17 protein-coding genes are annotated in these 15732 nt (G+C 56.6%); 10 read left to right on the top strand and 7 right to left on the bottom strand.

Annotated elements, in window-relative coordinates; translation table 11 throughout:
• Nucleotides 1-31: 31 nt before the first annotated feature.
• Together hemH and ROLI_RS21310 are read right to left on the bottom strand one after the other, a co-directional pair.
• Nucleotides 32-1120, bottom strand: a complete 1089-nt coding sequence (hemH, locus tag ROLI_RS21315) for a ferrochelatase (RefSeq protein WP_187428446.1) — start codon at nucleotides 1118-1120, stop codon at nucleotides 32-34.
• Between the two features lie 55 nt (nucleotides 1121-1175).
• On the bottom strand, nucleotides 1176-1988 hold the full coding sequence (locus tag ROLI_RS21310) for an SAM-dependent methyltransferase (RefSeq protein ID WP_187428445.1): 813 nt from the start codon (nucleotides 1986-1988) through the stop codon (nucleotides 1176-1178).
• Nucleotides 1989-2012: 24 nt separating this feature from the next.
• Between ROLI_RS21310 and ROLI_RS21305 the strand changes: the two genes are divergently transcribed.
• From ROLI_RS21305 to ROLI_RS21290, 4 genes are read left to right on the top strand one after another with little or no spacing between them, the layout of a single operon-like run.
• On the top strand, nucleotides 2013-2735 hold the full coding sequence (locus ROLI_RS21305) for a ComF family protein (protein WP_187428550.1): 723 nt from the start codon (nucleotides 2013-2015) through the stop codon (nucleotides 2733-2735).
• Nucleotides 2736-2774: 39 nt separating this feature from the next.
• Entirely contained in the window at nucleotides 2775-3032 is a 258-nt protein-coding gene (gene grxC, locus ROLI_RS21300; protein ID WP_187428444.1) for a glutaredoxin 3, read from the top strand.
• Nucleotides 3032-3862, top strand: coding sequence for a carbon-nitrogen hydrolase family protein (locus tag ROLI_RS21295; RefSeq protein ID WP_187428443.1), 831 nt, complete (start codon nucleotides 3032-3034; stop codon nucleotides 3860-3862). Before grxC ends, ROLI_RS21295 begins: the two co-directional genes overlap by 1 nt.
• Nucleotides 3862-4305: a MarR family winged helix-turn-helix transcriptional regulator gene (locus tag ROLI_RS21290; protein WP_187428442.1), complete on the top strand. Its 444-nt coding sequence runs from the start codon at nucleotides 3862-3864 to the stop codon at nucleotides 4303-4305. The genes ROLI_RS21295 and ROLI_RS21290 overlap by 1 nt, the downstream gene beginning before the upstream one ends.
• On the opposite strand, the gene ubiG is transcribed toward ROLI_RS21290, so the two are convergent.
• The gene (gene ubiG / locus ROLI_RS21285; protein WP_187428441.1) at nucleotides 4302-5048 is read right to left on the bottom strand and encodes a bifunctional 2-polyprenyl-6-hydroxyphenol methylase/3-demethylubiquinol 3-O-methyltransferase UbiG; all 747 of its coding nucleotides are present in this window, start codon (nucleotides 5046-5048) and stop codon (nucleotides 4302-4304) included. The genes ROLI_RS21290 and ubiG overlap by 4 nt on opposite strands.
• Nucleotides 5049-5096: 48 nt before the next feature.
• Between ubiG and pip the strand changes: the two genes are divergently transcribed.
• The 6 genes from pip (at nucleotide 5097) to infB (ending at nucleotide 12297) form a co-directional block, all read left to right on the top strand.
• A complete protein-coding gene (gene pip / locus ROLI_RS21280) occupies nucleotides 5097-6068 on the top strand; it encodes a prolyl aminopeptidase (protein ID WP_187428440.1) in 972 nt (323 codons plus the stop codon).
• Complete coding sequence (locus tag ROLI_RS21275) at nucleotides 6065-6961, top strand: ABC transporter substrate-binding protein (RefSeq protein ID WP_187428439.1); 897 nt, start codon at nucleotides 6065-6067, stop codon at nucleotides 6959-6961. Before pip ends, ROLI_RS21275 begins: the two co-directional genes overlap by 4 nt.
• A 133-nt stretch (nucleotides 6962-7094) precedes the next feature.
• Nucleotides 7095-7673, top strand: coding sequence for a ribosome maturation factor RimP (rimP, locus tag ROLI_RS21270; RefSeq protein ID WP_187428438.1), 579 nt, complete (start codon nucleotides 7095-7097; stop codon nucleotides 7671-7673).
• Complete coding sequence (gene nusA, locus ROLI_RS21265) at nucleotides 7674-9293, top strand: transcription termination factor NusA (protein ID WP_187428437.1); 1620 nt, start codon at nucleotides 7674-7676, stop codon at nucleotides 9291-9293.
• Nucleotides 9294-9315: 22 nt separating this feature from the next.
• Nucleotides 9316-9936 (top strand): RNA-binding protein, encoded by a 621-nt coding sequence (locus tag ROLI_RS21260; protein ID WP_187428436.1) that lies wholly within the window; start codon nucleotides 9316-9318, stop codon nucleotides 9934-9936.
• Between the two features lie 9 nt (nucleotides 9937-9945).
• Nucleotides 9946-12297, top strand: a complete 2352-nt coding sequence (gene infB / locus ROLI_RS21255; protein WP_187428435.1) for a translation initiation factor IF-2 — start codon at nucleotides 9946-9948, stop codon at nucleotides 12295-12297.
• A gap of 612 nt (nucleotides 12298-12909) precedes the next feature.
• Here the strand turns inward: infB and ROLI_RS21250 are convergent.
• From ROLI_RS21250 to ROLI_RS21235, 4 genes are all read right to left on the bottom strand, one after another.
• Nucleotides 12910-13041, bottom strand: a complete 132-nt coding sequence (locus tag ROLI_RS21250; protein WP_338469274.1) for a hypothetical protein — start codon at nucleotides 13039-13041, stop codon at nucleotides 12910-12912.
• Nucleotides 13042-13169: 128 nt separating this feature from the next.
• Nucleotides 13170-13568 carry a (deoxy)nucleoside triphosphate pyrophosphohydrolase gene (locus ROLI_RS21245; protein ID WP_187428434.1) on the bottom strand — a complete coding sequence of 133 codons (399 nt, stop codon included), beginning with the start codon at nucleotides 13566-13568 and terminating at the stop codon, nucleotides 13170-13172.
• A 5-nt stretch (nucleotides 13569-13573) separates the two neighbouring features.
• Nucleotides 13574-14800, bottom strand: coding sequence for a bifunctional glutamate N-acetyltransferase/amino-acid acetyltransferase ArgJ (argJ, locus tag ROLI_RS21240; RefSeq protein ID WP_187428433.1), 1227 nt, complete (start codon nucleotides 14798-14800; stop codon nucleotides 13574-13576).
• Nucleotides 14801-14805: 5 nt separating this feature from the next.
• Nucleotides 14806-15669: a peptidylprolyl isomerase gene (locus tag ROLI_RS21235; protein WP_187428432.1), complete on the bottom strand. Its 864-nt coding sequence runs from the start codon at nucleotides 15667-15669 to the stop codon at nucleotides 14806-14808.
• Nucleotides 15670-15732: the final 63 nt, after the last annotated feature.

Below are 15732 nucleotides of genomic sequence, written 5' to 3'. Positions count from 1 at the left end.
CGCCTTTTTACGTTAAGTCCGCCCGTTGTATTTAACTGCGCGGTTCGGGTTGATTGATCCACCCCATTAGATTGTCATCAATGATGTTCGAGAGAGCATCGATATGTGCTGCATCGTCATTGAGGCAGGCAATATAGGTGAAATCTTCGCCACCGGCCTCTTCGAAGCTCTCTTTGATTTCTTCGTTGATCTCTTCCAGCGTCTCGATGCAGTCAGCAGAAAACGCCGGTGCGCAGACCGCGATGTTTTTCTTGCCCGCTTCTGCCAGCCGCGCAACCTCTTCGACGGTATAGGGCTGTAACCACTCTTCCGGTCCGAATTTGGACTGGAATGTCGTGCAAATTTCAGTGTCATCCCATCCCAAACGCTCTTTCAGCAACCGCGTCGTTTTCTGACACTGGCAATGATAGGGGTCGCCCTCCATCAGATACCGAATGGGAACGCCGTGATAGGAACAGACCAGGATATCGGGTTTCTTTTCCGCGCGGGCATAGGCGCGCTCAATGGATTGCGCGAGCGCCTCAATGTAATCCGCGCGCCCGTAATAGGGCTCGACGGTCCGTGTGACCGGTTGCCATTTTTCATAGATCAATGACCGAAAAAATTCGTCGTTTGCGGTGGCGGACGTGGCCCCGGCGTAATGCGGATAAAGCGGAAAAAACAATATCTTACGACATCCCGCGGCGGTCATTTCGGCCACTTTTGAACGGGTGGACGGGTTGCCATAGCGCATGCAGAAATCGACCATGATGTCATCGCCGTGACGCTTGTGCATCTCAGCTTTGATCGCGGCGGTTTGTGCCTTGGTGATCGTCATGAGGGGGCTTTCGCCCTCCGCCTCGTTCCAGATGGATTTATAGGCGGCGCCGCTGGAAAACGGACGTTTGCTCAGGATGATCAGTTGCAAAAGAGGTTGCCATATCCACGGGCTGTAATCGATCACGCGCCGGTCAGACAGGAATTCATTAAGATAGCGCCGCATAGACCAATAATCATAGTTGTCCGGCGTGCCCAGGTTGGCCAGCAAGATGCCGATTTTCGGCGACGCGATCTCAGGGTGATCGTCTTTGGCATGCGCTGGGCGTACGGTCACGGGCACAGATGCGCTGCTGTCGAGCATGTTAAAATCCTTCAAAACCGGCGTTGTTCCTCAGATAGACGGTTTTTGGCGGGCGTCAATCACGCAACGGCGTTTCGGGGACGGCCAGAGCGTCGGATAAACGTTGTTTGGCGGATCCCGGCCGGAGAGGCTTTTGTTGGCTTTCATCCGGTGCCCAGCCGGTCAAAACAACCATTTCAAAGGTCGCCTTAATGCCCCCCGCAGCCAGCGCATAGTGATCAGTGTAAAGCTGGCTGGCGGTTTCGAAAACGCGCCGCGGTGTGAATTTGCGATGTCGCGCAGCCAGCGCATTGCTCTCTCCCATGGCACGCAGGTCCCGCATCAGATGCCATAAATCGCGGTATTGCACGTCTAGTAAGAAACTATCCGCAACCGGCAACGCAAGACCCGCGCGTTGCAAAAGACCCCCCAGATCGCGAATCTCTCCCATCGGTGCGATGCGCGGAGAGAGCCCGCCCGTGACGGCGACTTCCGCCTGTGCCAGACAGTTGCGCAGCTCGGACAGCGTTTGACCGCCCAGAGCGACCACCATCAATAACCCATCAGCCACCAATGCGCGTCGACATTGGATCAATTGCCCGACAGGATCGTTTGCCCAATGCAGGCCCATCGTGTGGAGGACCAGATCATGCGCGCCGGGCAGGAGGGCGAGCCGGTCGTGATCGGGACAAAGTGTCGCGTCCGGCATCCGCGTCGCCCAGATATTTGCAAAAGGTGTCACGATGGCCGGTTTCGTAAAGGCCCTGTTAACCAACAATAAGCGATCTTGCACCTCGTCTGCCGCGGCCTCCTGAAGAAACAGTTCCGTGGCGCGCGCACGGTGCAGGGCGAGTGCGTTCAAATCGGTCAGGGTATTGGGTTCAGTCATGAAGAGAAGGATAGGGCGTTGGAGCTGAGTTTTCAAACGGCGGTTTCGCTCATTTATCCACCGCGCTGTCTGGGGTGCGGGGACAAGGTGGAGAGCGATTTTGGTCTCTGCGGAACCTGCTGGCGTGACACGCAATTCATTGGCGGGGCGATCTGCGATAGTTGCAGCGCACCGCTCCCGGGTCAGGATACCGGCGAAACACTTAAATGTGATACCTGCATGAAGACGCCACGGCCTTGGGTGAGCGGGCGATCTGCGCTGCTCTATAAGGGCAACGGGCGGCGTTTGGTGCTCGCCTTCAAACACGGTGACCGGCAGGAAATTGCGACGCCCGCCGCCAAATGGATGGCGCAGGCGATGGCCGATATTCCCAAGGACAACATGATCATCGCGCCCGTGCCGCTGCATTGGACACGCATGGTCAAGCGTCGGTACAATCAATCGGCCCTGCTGGCGCAAGCCCTTGCAAAACAAACAGGTTTGCCTGTGTGCCCCGATCTTTTGTTGCGCAAAAAGCGTACTCAACCCATGGAGAACATGAATAAGGAAGTGCGGTTCTCTTCCGTCAAGGGTGCGATTTCCGTCCACCCCCGCCGTCGCCACCGTTTGGTCGCCCGTCCGGTTCTGATCATTGATGATGTGTTGACCTCCGGTGCGACGCTGGCGGCTTCGACGGATGCCTGTATTGCTGCGGGATCGGGTCCGGTGTACGTCCTGACCCTAGCGCGCGCGGTCAAGGACGCCTAAGTTCCGGTGCAGCGCCCTGCGCCCAAAGGAATGGAAGTCATGCAAAGTATTGAAATCTATACATCCCCCCTCTGTGGCTTCTGCCATGCCGCCAAACGCCTGCTCAAGGAAAAAGGCGTCGCGTTTACGGAAGTTGACGTCCTCAGAAACCCGGACCGCAAGGCGGAAATGATCGAACGCGCGAATGGCGGGCGCACCGTGCCGCAGATTTTTGTTGGCGCGACCCATGTCGGCGGTTGTGACGAGCTCTATGCATTGGAGCGCGCCGGGAAGCTCGATAGCCTTTTGGCCGCCTAATGAAAACGGCGCTTTTGCAGCTGAATGTTACGGATGACCCGGTTGCCAATCTGGCGGTGACGCTGGGCTATCTGCGCGATGCCGCCGCGCAGGGTGCCGCGTTCGTCTTGACGCCGGAAGTGACGAATTGCCTGTCCACCAGCCGCGCGCATCAAAACGAGGTGCTGTCCCACCAGCAGGAAGATGCCACGCTTGCGGCGCTGCGCGATGAGGCAAAAACACTGGGGGTCTGGTTGCTCATCGGATCTCTGGCTCTGAAGACCAGAGATAGAGATGGACGATTCGCAAACCGGTCGTTCATGATCACGCCAGAAGGCGCGATCGCGGCGTGGTATGATAAAATACATATGTTCGATGTCGATGTTACCCCGGAAGAGACCTGGCGCGAATCCGAAGGGTATCGACCCGGAAGCCGGGCGGTTTTGGCGCAGACTGCTTTTGGCGCAGTGGGGATGACGGTTTGTTATGATGTCCGGTTTCCAAAGTTGCATGCGGCATTGGCGGGTGCGGGCGCGGAGATTTTGACCGTCCCGGCGGCGTTTTCGCCGGTTACGGGGGCGGCGCATTGGCATACGCTTTTGCGCGCACGGGCGATAGAAACGGGATGTTTCGTCATTGCGCCCGCGCAAACCGGCGAGCATCAGAGTACAAAACACAAGACGCGTCACACTTATGGTCATTCGTTGGTCGTAAGCCCCTGGGGTGAGGTGCAATTGGATGGCGGAACCGCACCGGGCGTTTACATGACAGACCTTGATATGGGAGAAGTAACCAAGGCGCGGGGCCGTGTTCCCAGCCTTGAGAATGCCCGATCTTTTGATGGACCCTGATGAACGAAGACAGAAATGCCTTGGCAATCGCGCTTTTCAGTGAAGTGCTCGCTGCTGATCAGATGGTCCGGGCGCGGTTGAGTAGCGTGTTGCCCAAGGGCATGGAGATTTCGCATTTTTCGGTGTTGAACCATCTCGCGCGCAACATGGTCGAGCGTACACCCGCGCAATTGGCCGAAACCTTTCACGTCACGCGCGGTGCCATGTCCAACACGCTGAGCAAGCTGGAATGGGCGGGCTATGTGCATGTGCGCCCCGATTGGGATGACGCGCGGCGCAAGATGGTCGCGATTTCCCCCGCAGGGCGACAAGCGCGCGATCAGGCGGTGGGATCGATTACGCCGGTGATCAATCAGGTCGTCGAAAAGCTCGGCGATGAGAAGGTGCGCGAAGCCCTCCCCATCCTGCGTGAACTGCGGGTGCGGCTGGGCGAAAAGCTCTAGGCGGGTTTCAGGCTTGCGGTAACGTAATTCACGCTCAGATCGCGATCCGACAGACGCCAGTCCCATTTTATCGGATTAAATACGAACCCCTTGCGATCCACCGGATCCAGCCCGGCTTCGCGCAGCAGGTCGAACAATTCATCCGGCGTTATGAATTTCGACCATTCATGCGTCCCCTTTGGCAGCCACCGCATGACATGTTCCGCCCCGATGATCGCCATCATATAGGATTTTGGATTGCGGTTCAGGGTCGAGCAAATGTGCAAGCCACCGGGTTTCAGCAATTGGCGACAGGCGATCAGATAATCGATGGGGGAGGCGACATGCTCCACCACTTCCATGTTCAGGACCACGTCAAATTGCTCGCCTTTTGCGGCCATATCCTCGGCGGTGGTGTGACGATAATCGATTTTCAGACCTGATTGTTCAGCGTGGATTTGTGCCACGGGGATGTTGCGTTCGGCGGCATCCGCACCCACCACATCCGCACCCAGACGCGCCATGGGTTCGGCCAAAAGACCGCCGCCACAGCCGATGTCGAGAATACGCAGCCCCTTGAAAGGCTCGGGCGCTTTGAGGTCGCGGTCAAATTCACCTGCAATTTGCGTCGTGATGTAATCCAACCGGCAGGGGTTCAGCATGTGCAACGGTTTGAATTTGCCGTTTTCATCCCACCATTCTGCGGCCATCGCCTCAAATTTAGCGATTTCCGAAGGGTCAACCGTGGTTTGAGGCGCTTGCATTCTCTTCTCCATGTGATCAACTATGTTTTCGTATTATATAGGCCAGTAATGGACAAATTCTCGGACCAAAAGCGCGCAGTGCAATATCTGTACCCGCCGATCGATCCTTTCGATCAGCGGATGCTTGATGTGGGTCAGGGTCACAAGATCTATGTTGAGCAATGTGGCAACCCCAATGGGATTCCGGTTGTGGTGCTGCATGGCGGTCCGGGCGGCGGGTGCAGCCCGACGATGCGACGCTATTTCGATCCTGAAATCTACCGGGTCATCCTGTTTGATCAACGCGGCTGTGGCCGCTCGCGACCGCACGCCAGCGTGACGCACAACACCACATGGCATCTGGTGGCGGATATCGAGATGATTCGTACCACCCTGGATATTGATCAGTGGATCGTTTTTGGCGGCAGCTGGGGCGCGACACTGGCGCTGATCTATGCGGAATCCCATCCCGACCACGTGCGCCATATCGTGTTGCGCGGTGTTTTCTTGATGACGCAGGCGGAACTTGATTGGTTCTATGGGGGTGGCGCGGGCAAATTCTGGCCCGAGGTCTGGGAGCGGTTTACCGCGCTGATCCCCGAGGATGAACGTGGGAATATGATCGAGGCCTATCGCCGACGTCTGTTTTCCGGCGACCTTCCCCTCGAAACACGGTTCGCAAAAGCATGGTCCGCATGGGAAAACGCGCTGGCGTCAATTCATTCGTCCGGCTCAACGGGCGATAGTCCGGGGGAATATGCCCGCGCTTTTGCCCGGCTGGAGAATCACTATTTTTCAAACGCGGGTTTTCTGGATTTTGACGGTCAAATTCTGGCACATGTGGGCCGGATTGCGCATATTCCAGGCGTCATCGTGCAGGGGCGGTATGACATGATTTGCCCGCCCGACAGCGCTTTTTCCTTGGCCAGTGCCTGGGATAATTGCGAGCTTAAAATGGTGCGCAACGCCGGTCATGCGCTGTCCGAACCGGGGATCAGCGCAGAGCTTGTGCGCACCATGGATCGGATCGGCGGGCGATGAGCGTGCGCCGTCCCAATATCGACAGGCGGGCGCTTTTTGCTTCGGGTGCAGCGGCGGCACTGCTTGCGGCGACCGGGCTTTCGGCGGGGACGTCCCCTGTGCGCGGCGGGCAGTTTCGCATGGCTCTATCGGGTGCCACACGGGCGGATGGTTTTGACGCGCGCGCGCCACAGGGCCTGTTCATGCAGGTTGCGATGATCGGTGCGGTCTTTGAAACGCTGACTGAAATCGCCTCGGACGGTACGCTGCGCGGAGAGCTGGCGCTTGCTTGGTACGGCAGTACGGATGCACGGGTCTGGGTGTTTGATCTGCGGCAGGACGCGGTGTTTCACAACGGCAAACCCCTCGATTCAAATGATGTTCTGGCCTCGTTTGACATACACGCATCCGGGGCCTTGTCGGATGTCCAGGAGATTGAAACCCTCAGCAGCCATAAAATCCGGATCACACTGTCGATCCCGGATGCGGATTTCCCCTATCGCCTCAGCGGTCCGCAGATGGTGATTTACCCCGCCGGGCATATTGACGCCGCGATGACGCAGGGCATCGGCACCGGCCTTTACCGGACACATCGTTTTCAGCCTGGCCGGCAATTCATCGGCGCGCGGGTGGACGATCACTACAAGGACGCAAAGGCTGGGTGGTTCGACCGGGTGGAGCTGGTGTCGCTGCCCGCCGATGCGGTGCGTGCCGAGGCGCTGCGCGATCATTTTGTCGATGCGGTTGATTTGACCCATTCCGCCGAATTGGGTGTGTTGAGCGAAATCACGCTGTTACCGGAGGAGAACTTCATGACCTGCGCGGTGCGCAAGGAAGTGGGCCTGCCCCAGAGCATCGGAACGCGTTGGCCGATGGATAATTTGCGCGCGGCACAGCGCTGGTGGATCGCCTGACACAAACAGGGGTTGCAGACTCCGCGTCCCATGCGTATATCCATTCCAATAGCGGCGCGTTCGGGTCCAAACCAAACGCACCACCGAAACTTGTTACGGGCCGCGCGCCCGTTTTTTTATGCCTGAAAGCAACATGAACAACGACCTGATTGCAAAAGCCGCCATTGATCGCCGCATGGCCGAGATCATCACCCCGGTGATCGAGGATTTGGGGTTTGAACTGGTGCGTGTGCGTTTGATGTCGGCCAAGACGACGATCTTGCAGATCATGGCGGATAAGCCGGACGGTGGCATCGAGGTCGATGATTGTGCGCAGATCAGCCAGGCGGTGAGCGCCGTTCTGGACGTCGAAGATCCGATCCTGGATGAATATACGCTGGAAGTGTCCAGTCCTGGGATCGACCGACCGCTGACGCGGCTGAAAGACTTCGAGATGTTCGAGGGCTATGAGGCCAAGATCGAAACGGCGGATTTGATCGACGGGCGTCGGCGTTTCAAGGGCGAATTGGCCGGGGTCGAGGATGATGAGGTTCTGATCAACCTGGACGAGGGTACGATCGGGTTAAAATTCGATTGGTTGTCGGATGCCAAATTGGTTCTGACCGACGATCTGATCAAGGAAATGCTGCGTCAGCGTAAAGAATCTGGCGCGATTGATGAAACAAAGTTCGATGAGATAGAGACGGAAACGTCTGCTGAGGGAGACCGATAAATGGCCATTACATCCGCAAACCAGCTTGAGCTGTTGCAAACCGCCGAGGCTGTGGCGCGTGAAAAGATGATCGACCCGGTGTTGGTGATCGAGGCGATGGAAGAATCGCTCGCCCGTGCCGCCAAGTCGCGTTACGGCGCGGAAATGGACATTCGCGTGGCGATTGACCGCAAGACGGGCCGCGCGACATTCACCCGCGTGCGCACGGTGGTCGAGGATGAAGAGCTGGAGAATTATCAGGCCGAATTCACCGTCGAGCAAGCCAAGCAATACATGGCTGATCCAGAGGTCGGTCAGCAGCTGATCGAAGAAGTTCCGCCCGTTGAGATGGGTCGAATCGCTGCGCAATCCGCCAAGCAGGTGATCCTCCAGAAGGTGCGCGAAGCTGAACGCGATCGCCAGTTCGAAGAGTTCAAAGACCGCGCCGGCACGATCATCAATGGTCTGGTCAAACGTGAAGAGTATGGCAATGTCATCGTCGATGTGGGTGCCGGTGAGGCGATTCTGCGCCGCAACGAAAAGATCGGCCGCGAATCATATCGTCCGAACGACCGCATCCGCGTTTACATCAAGGACGTGCGTCGCGAGCAGCGTGGCCCGCAGATTTTCCTGTCCCGTACCGCGCCGGAATTCATGGCGGAACTGTTCAAGATGGAAGTGCCCGAGATTTATGATGGCATCATCGAGATCAAGGCGGTTGCCCGTGATCCCGGTTCGCGCGCCAAGATCGCGGTGATTTCATATGACAATTCGATTGATCCGGTTGGGGCTTGCGTTGGTATGCGCGGCTCGCGCGTGCAAGCTGTGGTGAACGAATTGCAGGGCGAAAAGATCGATATTATTCCATGGAACGAAGATCAGCCGACCTTTCTTGTGAACGCGCTACAACCCGCCGAAGTGTCCAAGGTTGTTTTGGATGAGGAAGCCGGGAAGATCGAAGTTGTTGTTCCAGAAGAGCAATTGAGCCTTGCGATTGGGCGTCGGGGTCAAAACGTGCGTCTGGCCTCGCAATTGACCGGTCTTGATATCGACATCATGACCGAAGAGCAGGAAAGCGCGCGCCGTCAGGCGGAATTCGAACTGCGCACCAAACTGTTCATGGATAACCTCGATCTTGATGAATTTTTTGCGCAGCTGCTGGTCTCCGAAGGCTTCACCAACCTCGAAGAGGTCGCATACGTCGAGCTGGACGAGCTGTTGGTGATTGATGGTGTCGATTCCGATACCGCAGCGGAACTTCAGGCTCGTGCGCGTGATGTTCTGGAGGCGCAAAACAAAGCGGCGCTTGAAAGTGCGCGTGCGCTGGGCGTCGAAGACAGCCTGGTTGAATTTGAAGGCCTGACGCCCCAAATGATTGAAGCCTTGGCCAAGGATGATGTGAAAACGCTCGAAGATTTCGCGACCTGCGCGGATTGGGAATTGGCCGGGGGTTGGACAACCACGGACGGTGAACGCACGAAAGACGATGGTGTTCTGGAGCCTTTCGATTTGTCTTTGGAAGAAGCGCAGAATATGATCATGACGGCTCGGGTCATGCTGGGCTGGGTGGATCCGGCAGAACTGGAAGCTGACGCTGAAGAAGATGCCGACGGCACTGAGACGGAGGAAGCCGAGGTCTGATCTCAGACCTCGGGGTCTCCTGATGGGTCGCGGTGGCGCTCCAAACGACCGGATCGACGGTCCCGAACGCAAGTGCATTGCCACAGGCGAGGTGCAGCCAAAATTTGGTTTGATCCGCTTTGTGGCTGGGCCAGAGGGGCAGATATTCCCGGATATTCTGGGAAAATTGCCGGGCCGTGGGATTTATGTCGCGGCGGACCGGACCGCATTGGAAAAGGCGGTTAAAAAGGACCTTTTCTCGCGCGGCGCAAAACAAGCGGTGACGGTCGCGGATGATCTGGTCGCTGAGGTCGAACGATTGCTCGTCCGACGCGTTGTTGAACTGATTTCCTTGCAGCGCAAGGCCGGCAAGGCCGTTGCGGGTTACGAAAAGGTTAAAAGCTGGCTTCAAATGGAAGAAGCTGAAGTTCTGATCCAGGCAGTGGATGGATCAGGGCGCGGAAAATCGAAACTGAGTACGCCGCACTATGGATCGTACATCGGTTGTCTGACCGCAGATGAATTGGGTTTGGCATTTGGCCGCCAAACTGTGATACATGGGGCGCTCGCCTCTGGTGGACTCACTCAACGTGTTGTAGAGGAAGCCCATCGGCTAAAAGGCGTGCGCGAAAACGAGGGTGGCAACGGCCACTCGAAAGGATAGACGAGCTTCATGAGCGATACTGACGGCAAAAAAACATTGGGTCTGCGTGGCGGTGGCGCGCGTCCGGGCAACGTAAAGCAAAGCTTTAGCCACGGGCGGACAAAAAACGTCGTGGTGGAGACCAAACGCAAGCGCGTTGTGGTGCCAAAGGCGGGTGTGCCCAAGTCAGGCACGATTAACCCGGCGTCACTTGGTGACCCGAAGAAACGGCCCGCTGGGATTGAAGAAAAAGAGCGCGAAGAGCGTGAGCGTGAGGAAAGCCTCAAGGCGAAAGCCGACGAAGACGCTCGCCGCAAGGAAGAGGCCGAAGCCGCCGCCAAGGCTGCCGCGGCACCTGTTGAAGAGCCCGTCGTCCAGCGCGCCGTCAGTGCCAAGGCAGCACCTGACAGCGCCCCGCGCAAACAGCAAGATCGCGAGCGCGACAACAACAAGCGCAACGCCAAGGCGGGTGATGATAATCGCCGTTCCGGTAAGCTGACCCTCAACCAGGCGCTTTCGGGCCGCGAAGGCGGACGTCAGCGCTCCATGGCGCAGATGAAGCGCAAGCAGGAACGTGCGCGTCTCAAGGCGATGGGTGGTACGGTCGAGCGCGAAAAGGTCGTGCGCGATGTACAATTGCCCGAGGCGATTGTCGTATCCGAATTGGCAAATCGCATGGCGGAACGCGTTGGTGAAGTGGTCAAAGCCCTCATGAACAACGGCATGATGGTCACCCAGAACGAAACAATCGACGCGGATACCGCGGAGCTGATCATCGAGGAATTCGGTCACAAAGTGGTGCGCGTTTCTGATGCGGATGTCGAAGATGTGATCAATGAGGTCGAGGACGACGAAAAGGACCTGCAATCGCGGCCACCCGTTGTCACGATCATGGGCCACGTCGACCATGGTAAAACATCGCTTCTGGATGCGATCCGCAAGGCGAAGGTCGTTGCAGGCGAAGCTGGTGGGATCACGCAGCATATCGGGGCCTATCAGGTCACGACCGATAATGGACAAGTGCTGAGCTTTCTCGATACGCCCGGTCACGCGGCCTTTACATCGATGCGCTCGCGCGGGGCCCATGTGACGGATATCGTCGTGTTGGTTGTGGCGGCGGATGATGCCGTGATGCCACAGACCGTTGAGGCGATTAATCACGCCAAAGCGGCCAAAGTGCCGATGATTGTGGCGATCAACAAGATTGACCGTCCGGCGGCGAACCCAACCAAGGTGCGGACCGATCTGCTTCAACATGAGGTAATCGTTGAGGAAATGTCCGGTGAAGTTCAGGATGTTGAAGTCTCAGCAATTACCGGTCAGGGGCTGGATCAACTGCTTGAGGCGATTGCCTTGCAAGCTGAGATTCTGGAGCTCAAGGCCAATCCGAACCGTGCCGCTCAGGGTGCTGTGATCGAGGCGCAGCTTGATGTGGGTCGCGGCCCCGTTGCGACCGTTCTGATCCAGAACGGGACTTTGCGCCAGGGCGATATCTTTGTTGTGGGTGAGCAATACGGTAAGGTCCGTGCGCTGATTAACGACCAGGGTGAGCGCGTCAAGGAAGCCGGTCCATCGGTTCCCGTTGAAGTGCTTGGCCTGAATGGCACGCCCGAAGCGGGTGATGTTCTGAACGTCACATCGACCGAAGCGCAGGCGCGCGAGATCGCGTCTTATCGGGCCAATGCCGCCAAGGACAAACGTGCGGCAGCGGGTGCGGCGACGACCCTTGAACAGCTGATGGCAAATGCCAAGGCCGATGAAAACGTCAGCGAATTGCCCATTTTGGTCAAGGCCGATGTGCAGGGTTCCGCCGAAGCAATCGTTCAGGCGATGGAAAAAATCGGTAACGACGAGGTCCGCGTACGCGTGCTGCATTCCGGTGTTGGTGCGATCACGGAAACGGATGTCGGTCTTGCCGAAGCCTCCGGCGCGCCGATCATGGGCTTCAACGTCCGGGCGAACACCTCGGCGCGTAACACAGCCAACCAGAAAGGTGTCGAGATCCGCTATTATTCGGTGATCTATGATCTTGTGGATGATGTGAAAGCGGCGGCTTCTGGGCTGCTGAGCGCGGAAATCCGTGAGAACTTTATCGGATATGCGACGATCAAAGAGGTCTTCAAAGTGACCGGCGTTGGCAAAGTAGCCGGTTGTCTCGTGACCGAAGGTGTGGCGCGTCGTTCTGCCGGTGTGCGTTTGTTGCGCGACAATGTGGTTATCCATGAGGGGACGCTGAAAACATTGAAACGCTTCAAGGACGAAGTGGCCGAAGTGCAGTCGGGTCAAGAGTGTGGCATGGCATTTGAGAATTACGATGACGTCCGTGCGGATGATGTGATCGAGATTTTTGAGCGCGAAGAAATCACGCGTACGCTCAGCTGATCAAACAGCAGGAAATTCAAAGATTGAGGCGGCCCGAATGGCCGTCTCTATTTTCAGGGGAGCGCAAAATCCCTTCGATTTAATTTTCGATTGAATGGTAAATCGCATTTTTCTATATATCTCGTGCCATCTGCGAAACGTGATCGCCTAAGTACGATTCGGCAGTAAACCACTGCGAAGAAACGTCGCCGCCATTTGAATTCTTGGGCGATGGCCGTTCAATATCTGCTGTGGCCTTGCGTTTCAAATGGAAGCTGGCTGTGTTGAGTTTTGCCCAAAAGGCTTCGACGCGCGTACGGAAATGAATAAATCGCATCGGATCACAAATGCAGCGGTGTAGGTATGATCCGCAATACGGTTTCTGTCGAAGAGTAACGCCGACACCTTCAAAAACCGCAAATCCGGTATGGTCATCCAGTCGGGGCTGGGAAGCAACCCTATGCAATGCTTGGCCAAAATATATAGCGCAGGCACGCCAACTAGGCGCACGCGCTAAGAGATCGCCCAGATAAAAGTAAGTGACTTTTCATTTGCTTTATTCATGAACCACAAACAAAAAAACCACTGTACTTTCGTCAAGGAAATTTCATCCCTCTGGCGTTTCCAGTTTCTTCAGGCGGCTTTGGTGACCGGTGCGCCTGCAAAACTGGTATCGTCGACTTTGACAACAATGCGCCCATCCGGAAGCGCACGTACGTATGTGCCTTGTACCGAAATTGTGCTGCCAAGAGTAATCGTCCTCATCATGTCACGTCCTCCCCAGGATTTTGACATAAAAACTGTACTCAAACTCAGTTACATTACATACACTTTCATTCAAAATACACTTAATAGGCGAAAAACCGCAAGCACTTTCGCGTGAGGTCAAAAACCTAGAGCCAATCTCGCAAAATAGGGATGAGCGGCAGGTCCGCAGCAGGCATCGGAAAATCTTTCAGGGCGTGCGGTCTTACCCATTTCAAGGCCTGGTTTTCGCGAGAGGTGGGTGTTCCCGACCACTTGCGACAGGCAAACAGCGGCATCAACAGATGAAAATCATCATAGCTGTGGCTCGCAAATGTCAGCGGTGCCAAGCAGGATTCCCATGTGTTGATCCCAAGTTCTTCTTCCAATTCACGAATCAACGCGAGTTCGGGTGTTTCGCCGGGTTCGACCTTACCCCCCGGAAATTCCCAAAGCCCGGCCATGGATTTGCCTTTGGGCCGCTGCGCCAGCAGCACGCGACCATCCACGTCAATCAGGGCGACGGCTGAAACTAAGACGACCTTCACCACAATCAGGATCTGTAATCGGCGTTAATGTCGATGTACCCATGCGTCAGATCGCAGGTCCAGACCGTTGCGCGCCCCTGACCAAGTCCGATATCAACGCCAATCACAAGCGTGTCCCCCTTCATATGGGCGGCCGCCTTGGACTCGTCATACCCCGGGCTGACCCACCCGTTTTCGGCCACCACCACGTCCCCGAACCGGATCGACAAAAGATCACGATCCGCCGTCGCGCCCGATTTTCCGACCGCCATGACCACACGCCCCCAATTGGCATCCTCGCCAGCGATGGCGGTTTTCACCAAGGGCGAATTTGCGATCGACAAGGCGTGCACCCTGGCTTCTGCGTCATCCAACGCACCGGTGACCGCAATTTCCACGAATTTCCGCGCGCCTTCTCCGTCCCGGACGACCTGATGCGCCAGATCCAACATCACACCATAAAGTGCTTGAGAAAATGCGCTCTGCCCGTTTACATCCACGCCCGATTCACCCGTTGCGGCGACCAGAACCGTGTCGGATGTCGAAGTGTCGCTATCCACCGTGATGCAATTAAACGTTTTTGCGTTGTGCTGGCTCACCAAACCCTGAAGCTCGGATTGGGAAATTTTGGCATCGGTAAAGATATAGACCAACATCGTTGCCATATCAGGGGCAATCATCCCGGACCCTTTGGCAATCCCGGCAATATTGATGGTGCCGCCCCGCAGGGTTACGGTCGTACAGGCCCCCTTGGGGAAGGTGTCCGTCGTCATGATCGCGCGCGCGGCTGATTCGATTGCCTTTTCATCCAGCGAACCCGCCAATGCGTCCAGATGTGAGGTGATCCGCTCAAACGGCAGCGGCTCGCCGATAACGCCGGTGGAGGATGTGAAAACACGCTTCTGTGGGACGGCACAGGCCGTTGCCGCCGCCTGCGTGATGGTCTCAACCGCTGCGACACCACCGCGCCCGGTAAAGGCGTTAGAATTGCCCGAATTCACCAGAATGGCGGCACCGTCATCACTGTTACCACCCAGCTTTGCCTGACAATCCAGAACCGAAGCCGAGCGCGTCGATGATTTGGTGAACACGCCCGCAATGGCCGTACCGGGAACCAATTGCGCTAACATCACATCGGTGCGGCCCTGATATTTCACCCCTGCGGCGACGGTCGCAAACCGTACACCGTCAATGATCGGCAGATCCGGAAAAGACGCAGGCGCCAAGGGTGATACAGCGGTAATCGTGGCCATTTCGATTAATCCAACAAGTCGATCTGTTTCAGAACGGCGGGATCGATTTCCAATCCGGTCGGTGCCTGGACGTTGGCTGCATTGGTTACATCCTCAATCGTTTGTTGCGCTACGCTCTGGCGTATTTCCTGGACCAGATCATTTCGTACGTCTTCAAATGTGGGGATATTTGCCTTGCGTATGTCATTCAACATAATCACGTGCCATCCAAACTGGGTTTGAACCGGGTCCGACACCTCTCCGACGGCCAATGCGATTGCTGCGGCTTCAAAACTTGGGACCATCATGCCGGCACCAAACCAGCCCAATTCGCCACCATTGGGTCCGGAGGGACCTGTCGATTTTTCGCGTGCTGTGGCGGCGAAACTCGCGCCATTGGCGATGTCTTCCTTGATCGCGATGGCTTCCTCTTCGGTTTCGACAAGAATGTGGGAGGCGTTAAACTCTTCTTCGGGATCGATGTCGCCATATTGGCGATCATAAAGGCCTTGCAGCGCCTCCTCGGTCACCGTATCCGCCAGGAGATTTTCCACGACCTCCGCGGCGGTCAAGGAACGCATCTCGTTTTCCAGCGATTTCGTGACGCGCTTTGGCAATTCATCCTTATAGGTTTGTGCCAGGGCACTTTGCTGCACCAGCTGCTGCAGAATACCGTCATAAAGAACGTTATCCTCCAGTTGCTGATACTGTTCGGGCAGCGATGCGCGCGCAGCGATCATATGTCCGAGCGTGATTTCCACATCATTTACGATGGCAACCACGGTATCAGCGGTGAGGGGTTCTGCCTCGGTCTGGTCCTGAGCCCAGGTCGGGGTGCCAATGGTCAGGGCAAGCGCCGCGCTCGCCAGAATATTGAGATGTTTGTGCATGAATGGGTCCTATGGATGGGCCACGATGGTGCGTGACATTGACACGGTTTGGCGTGACCCTTA

The organism is Roseobacter fucihabitans, assembly GCF_014337925.2.
In the GTDB taxonomy this organism is placed as follows: domain Bacteria; phylum Pseudomonadota; class Alphaproteobacteria; order Rhodobacterales; family Rhodobacteraceae; genus Roseobacter; species Roseobacter fucihabitans.
The sequence above is the reverse complement of the archived record's forward strand: the minus strand, read 5'-3'. Positions and strand labels throughout refer to the sequence as shown.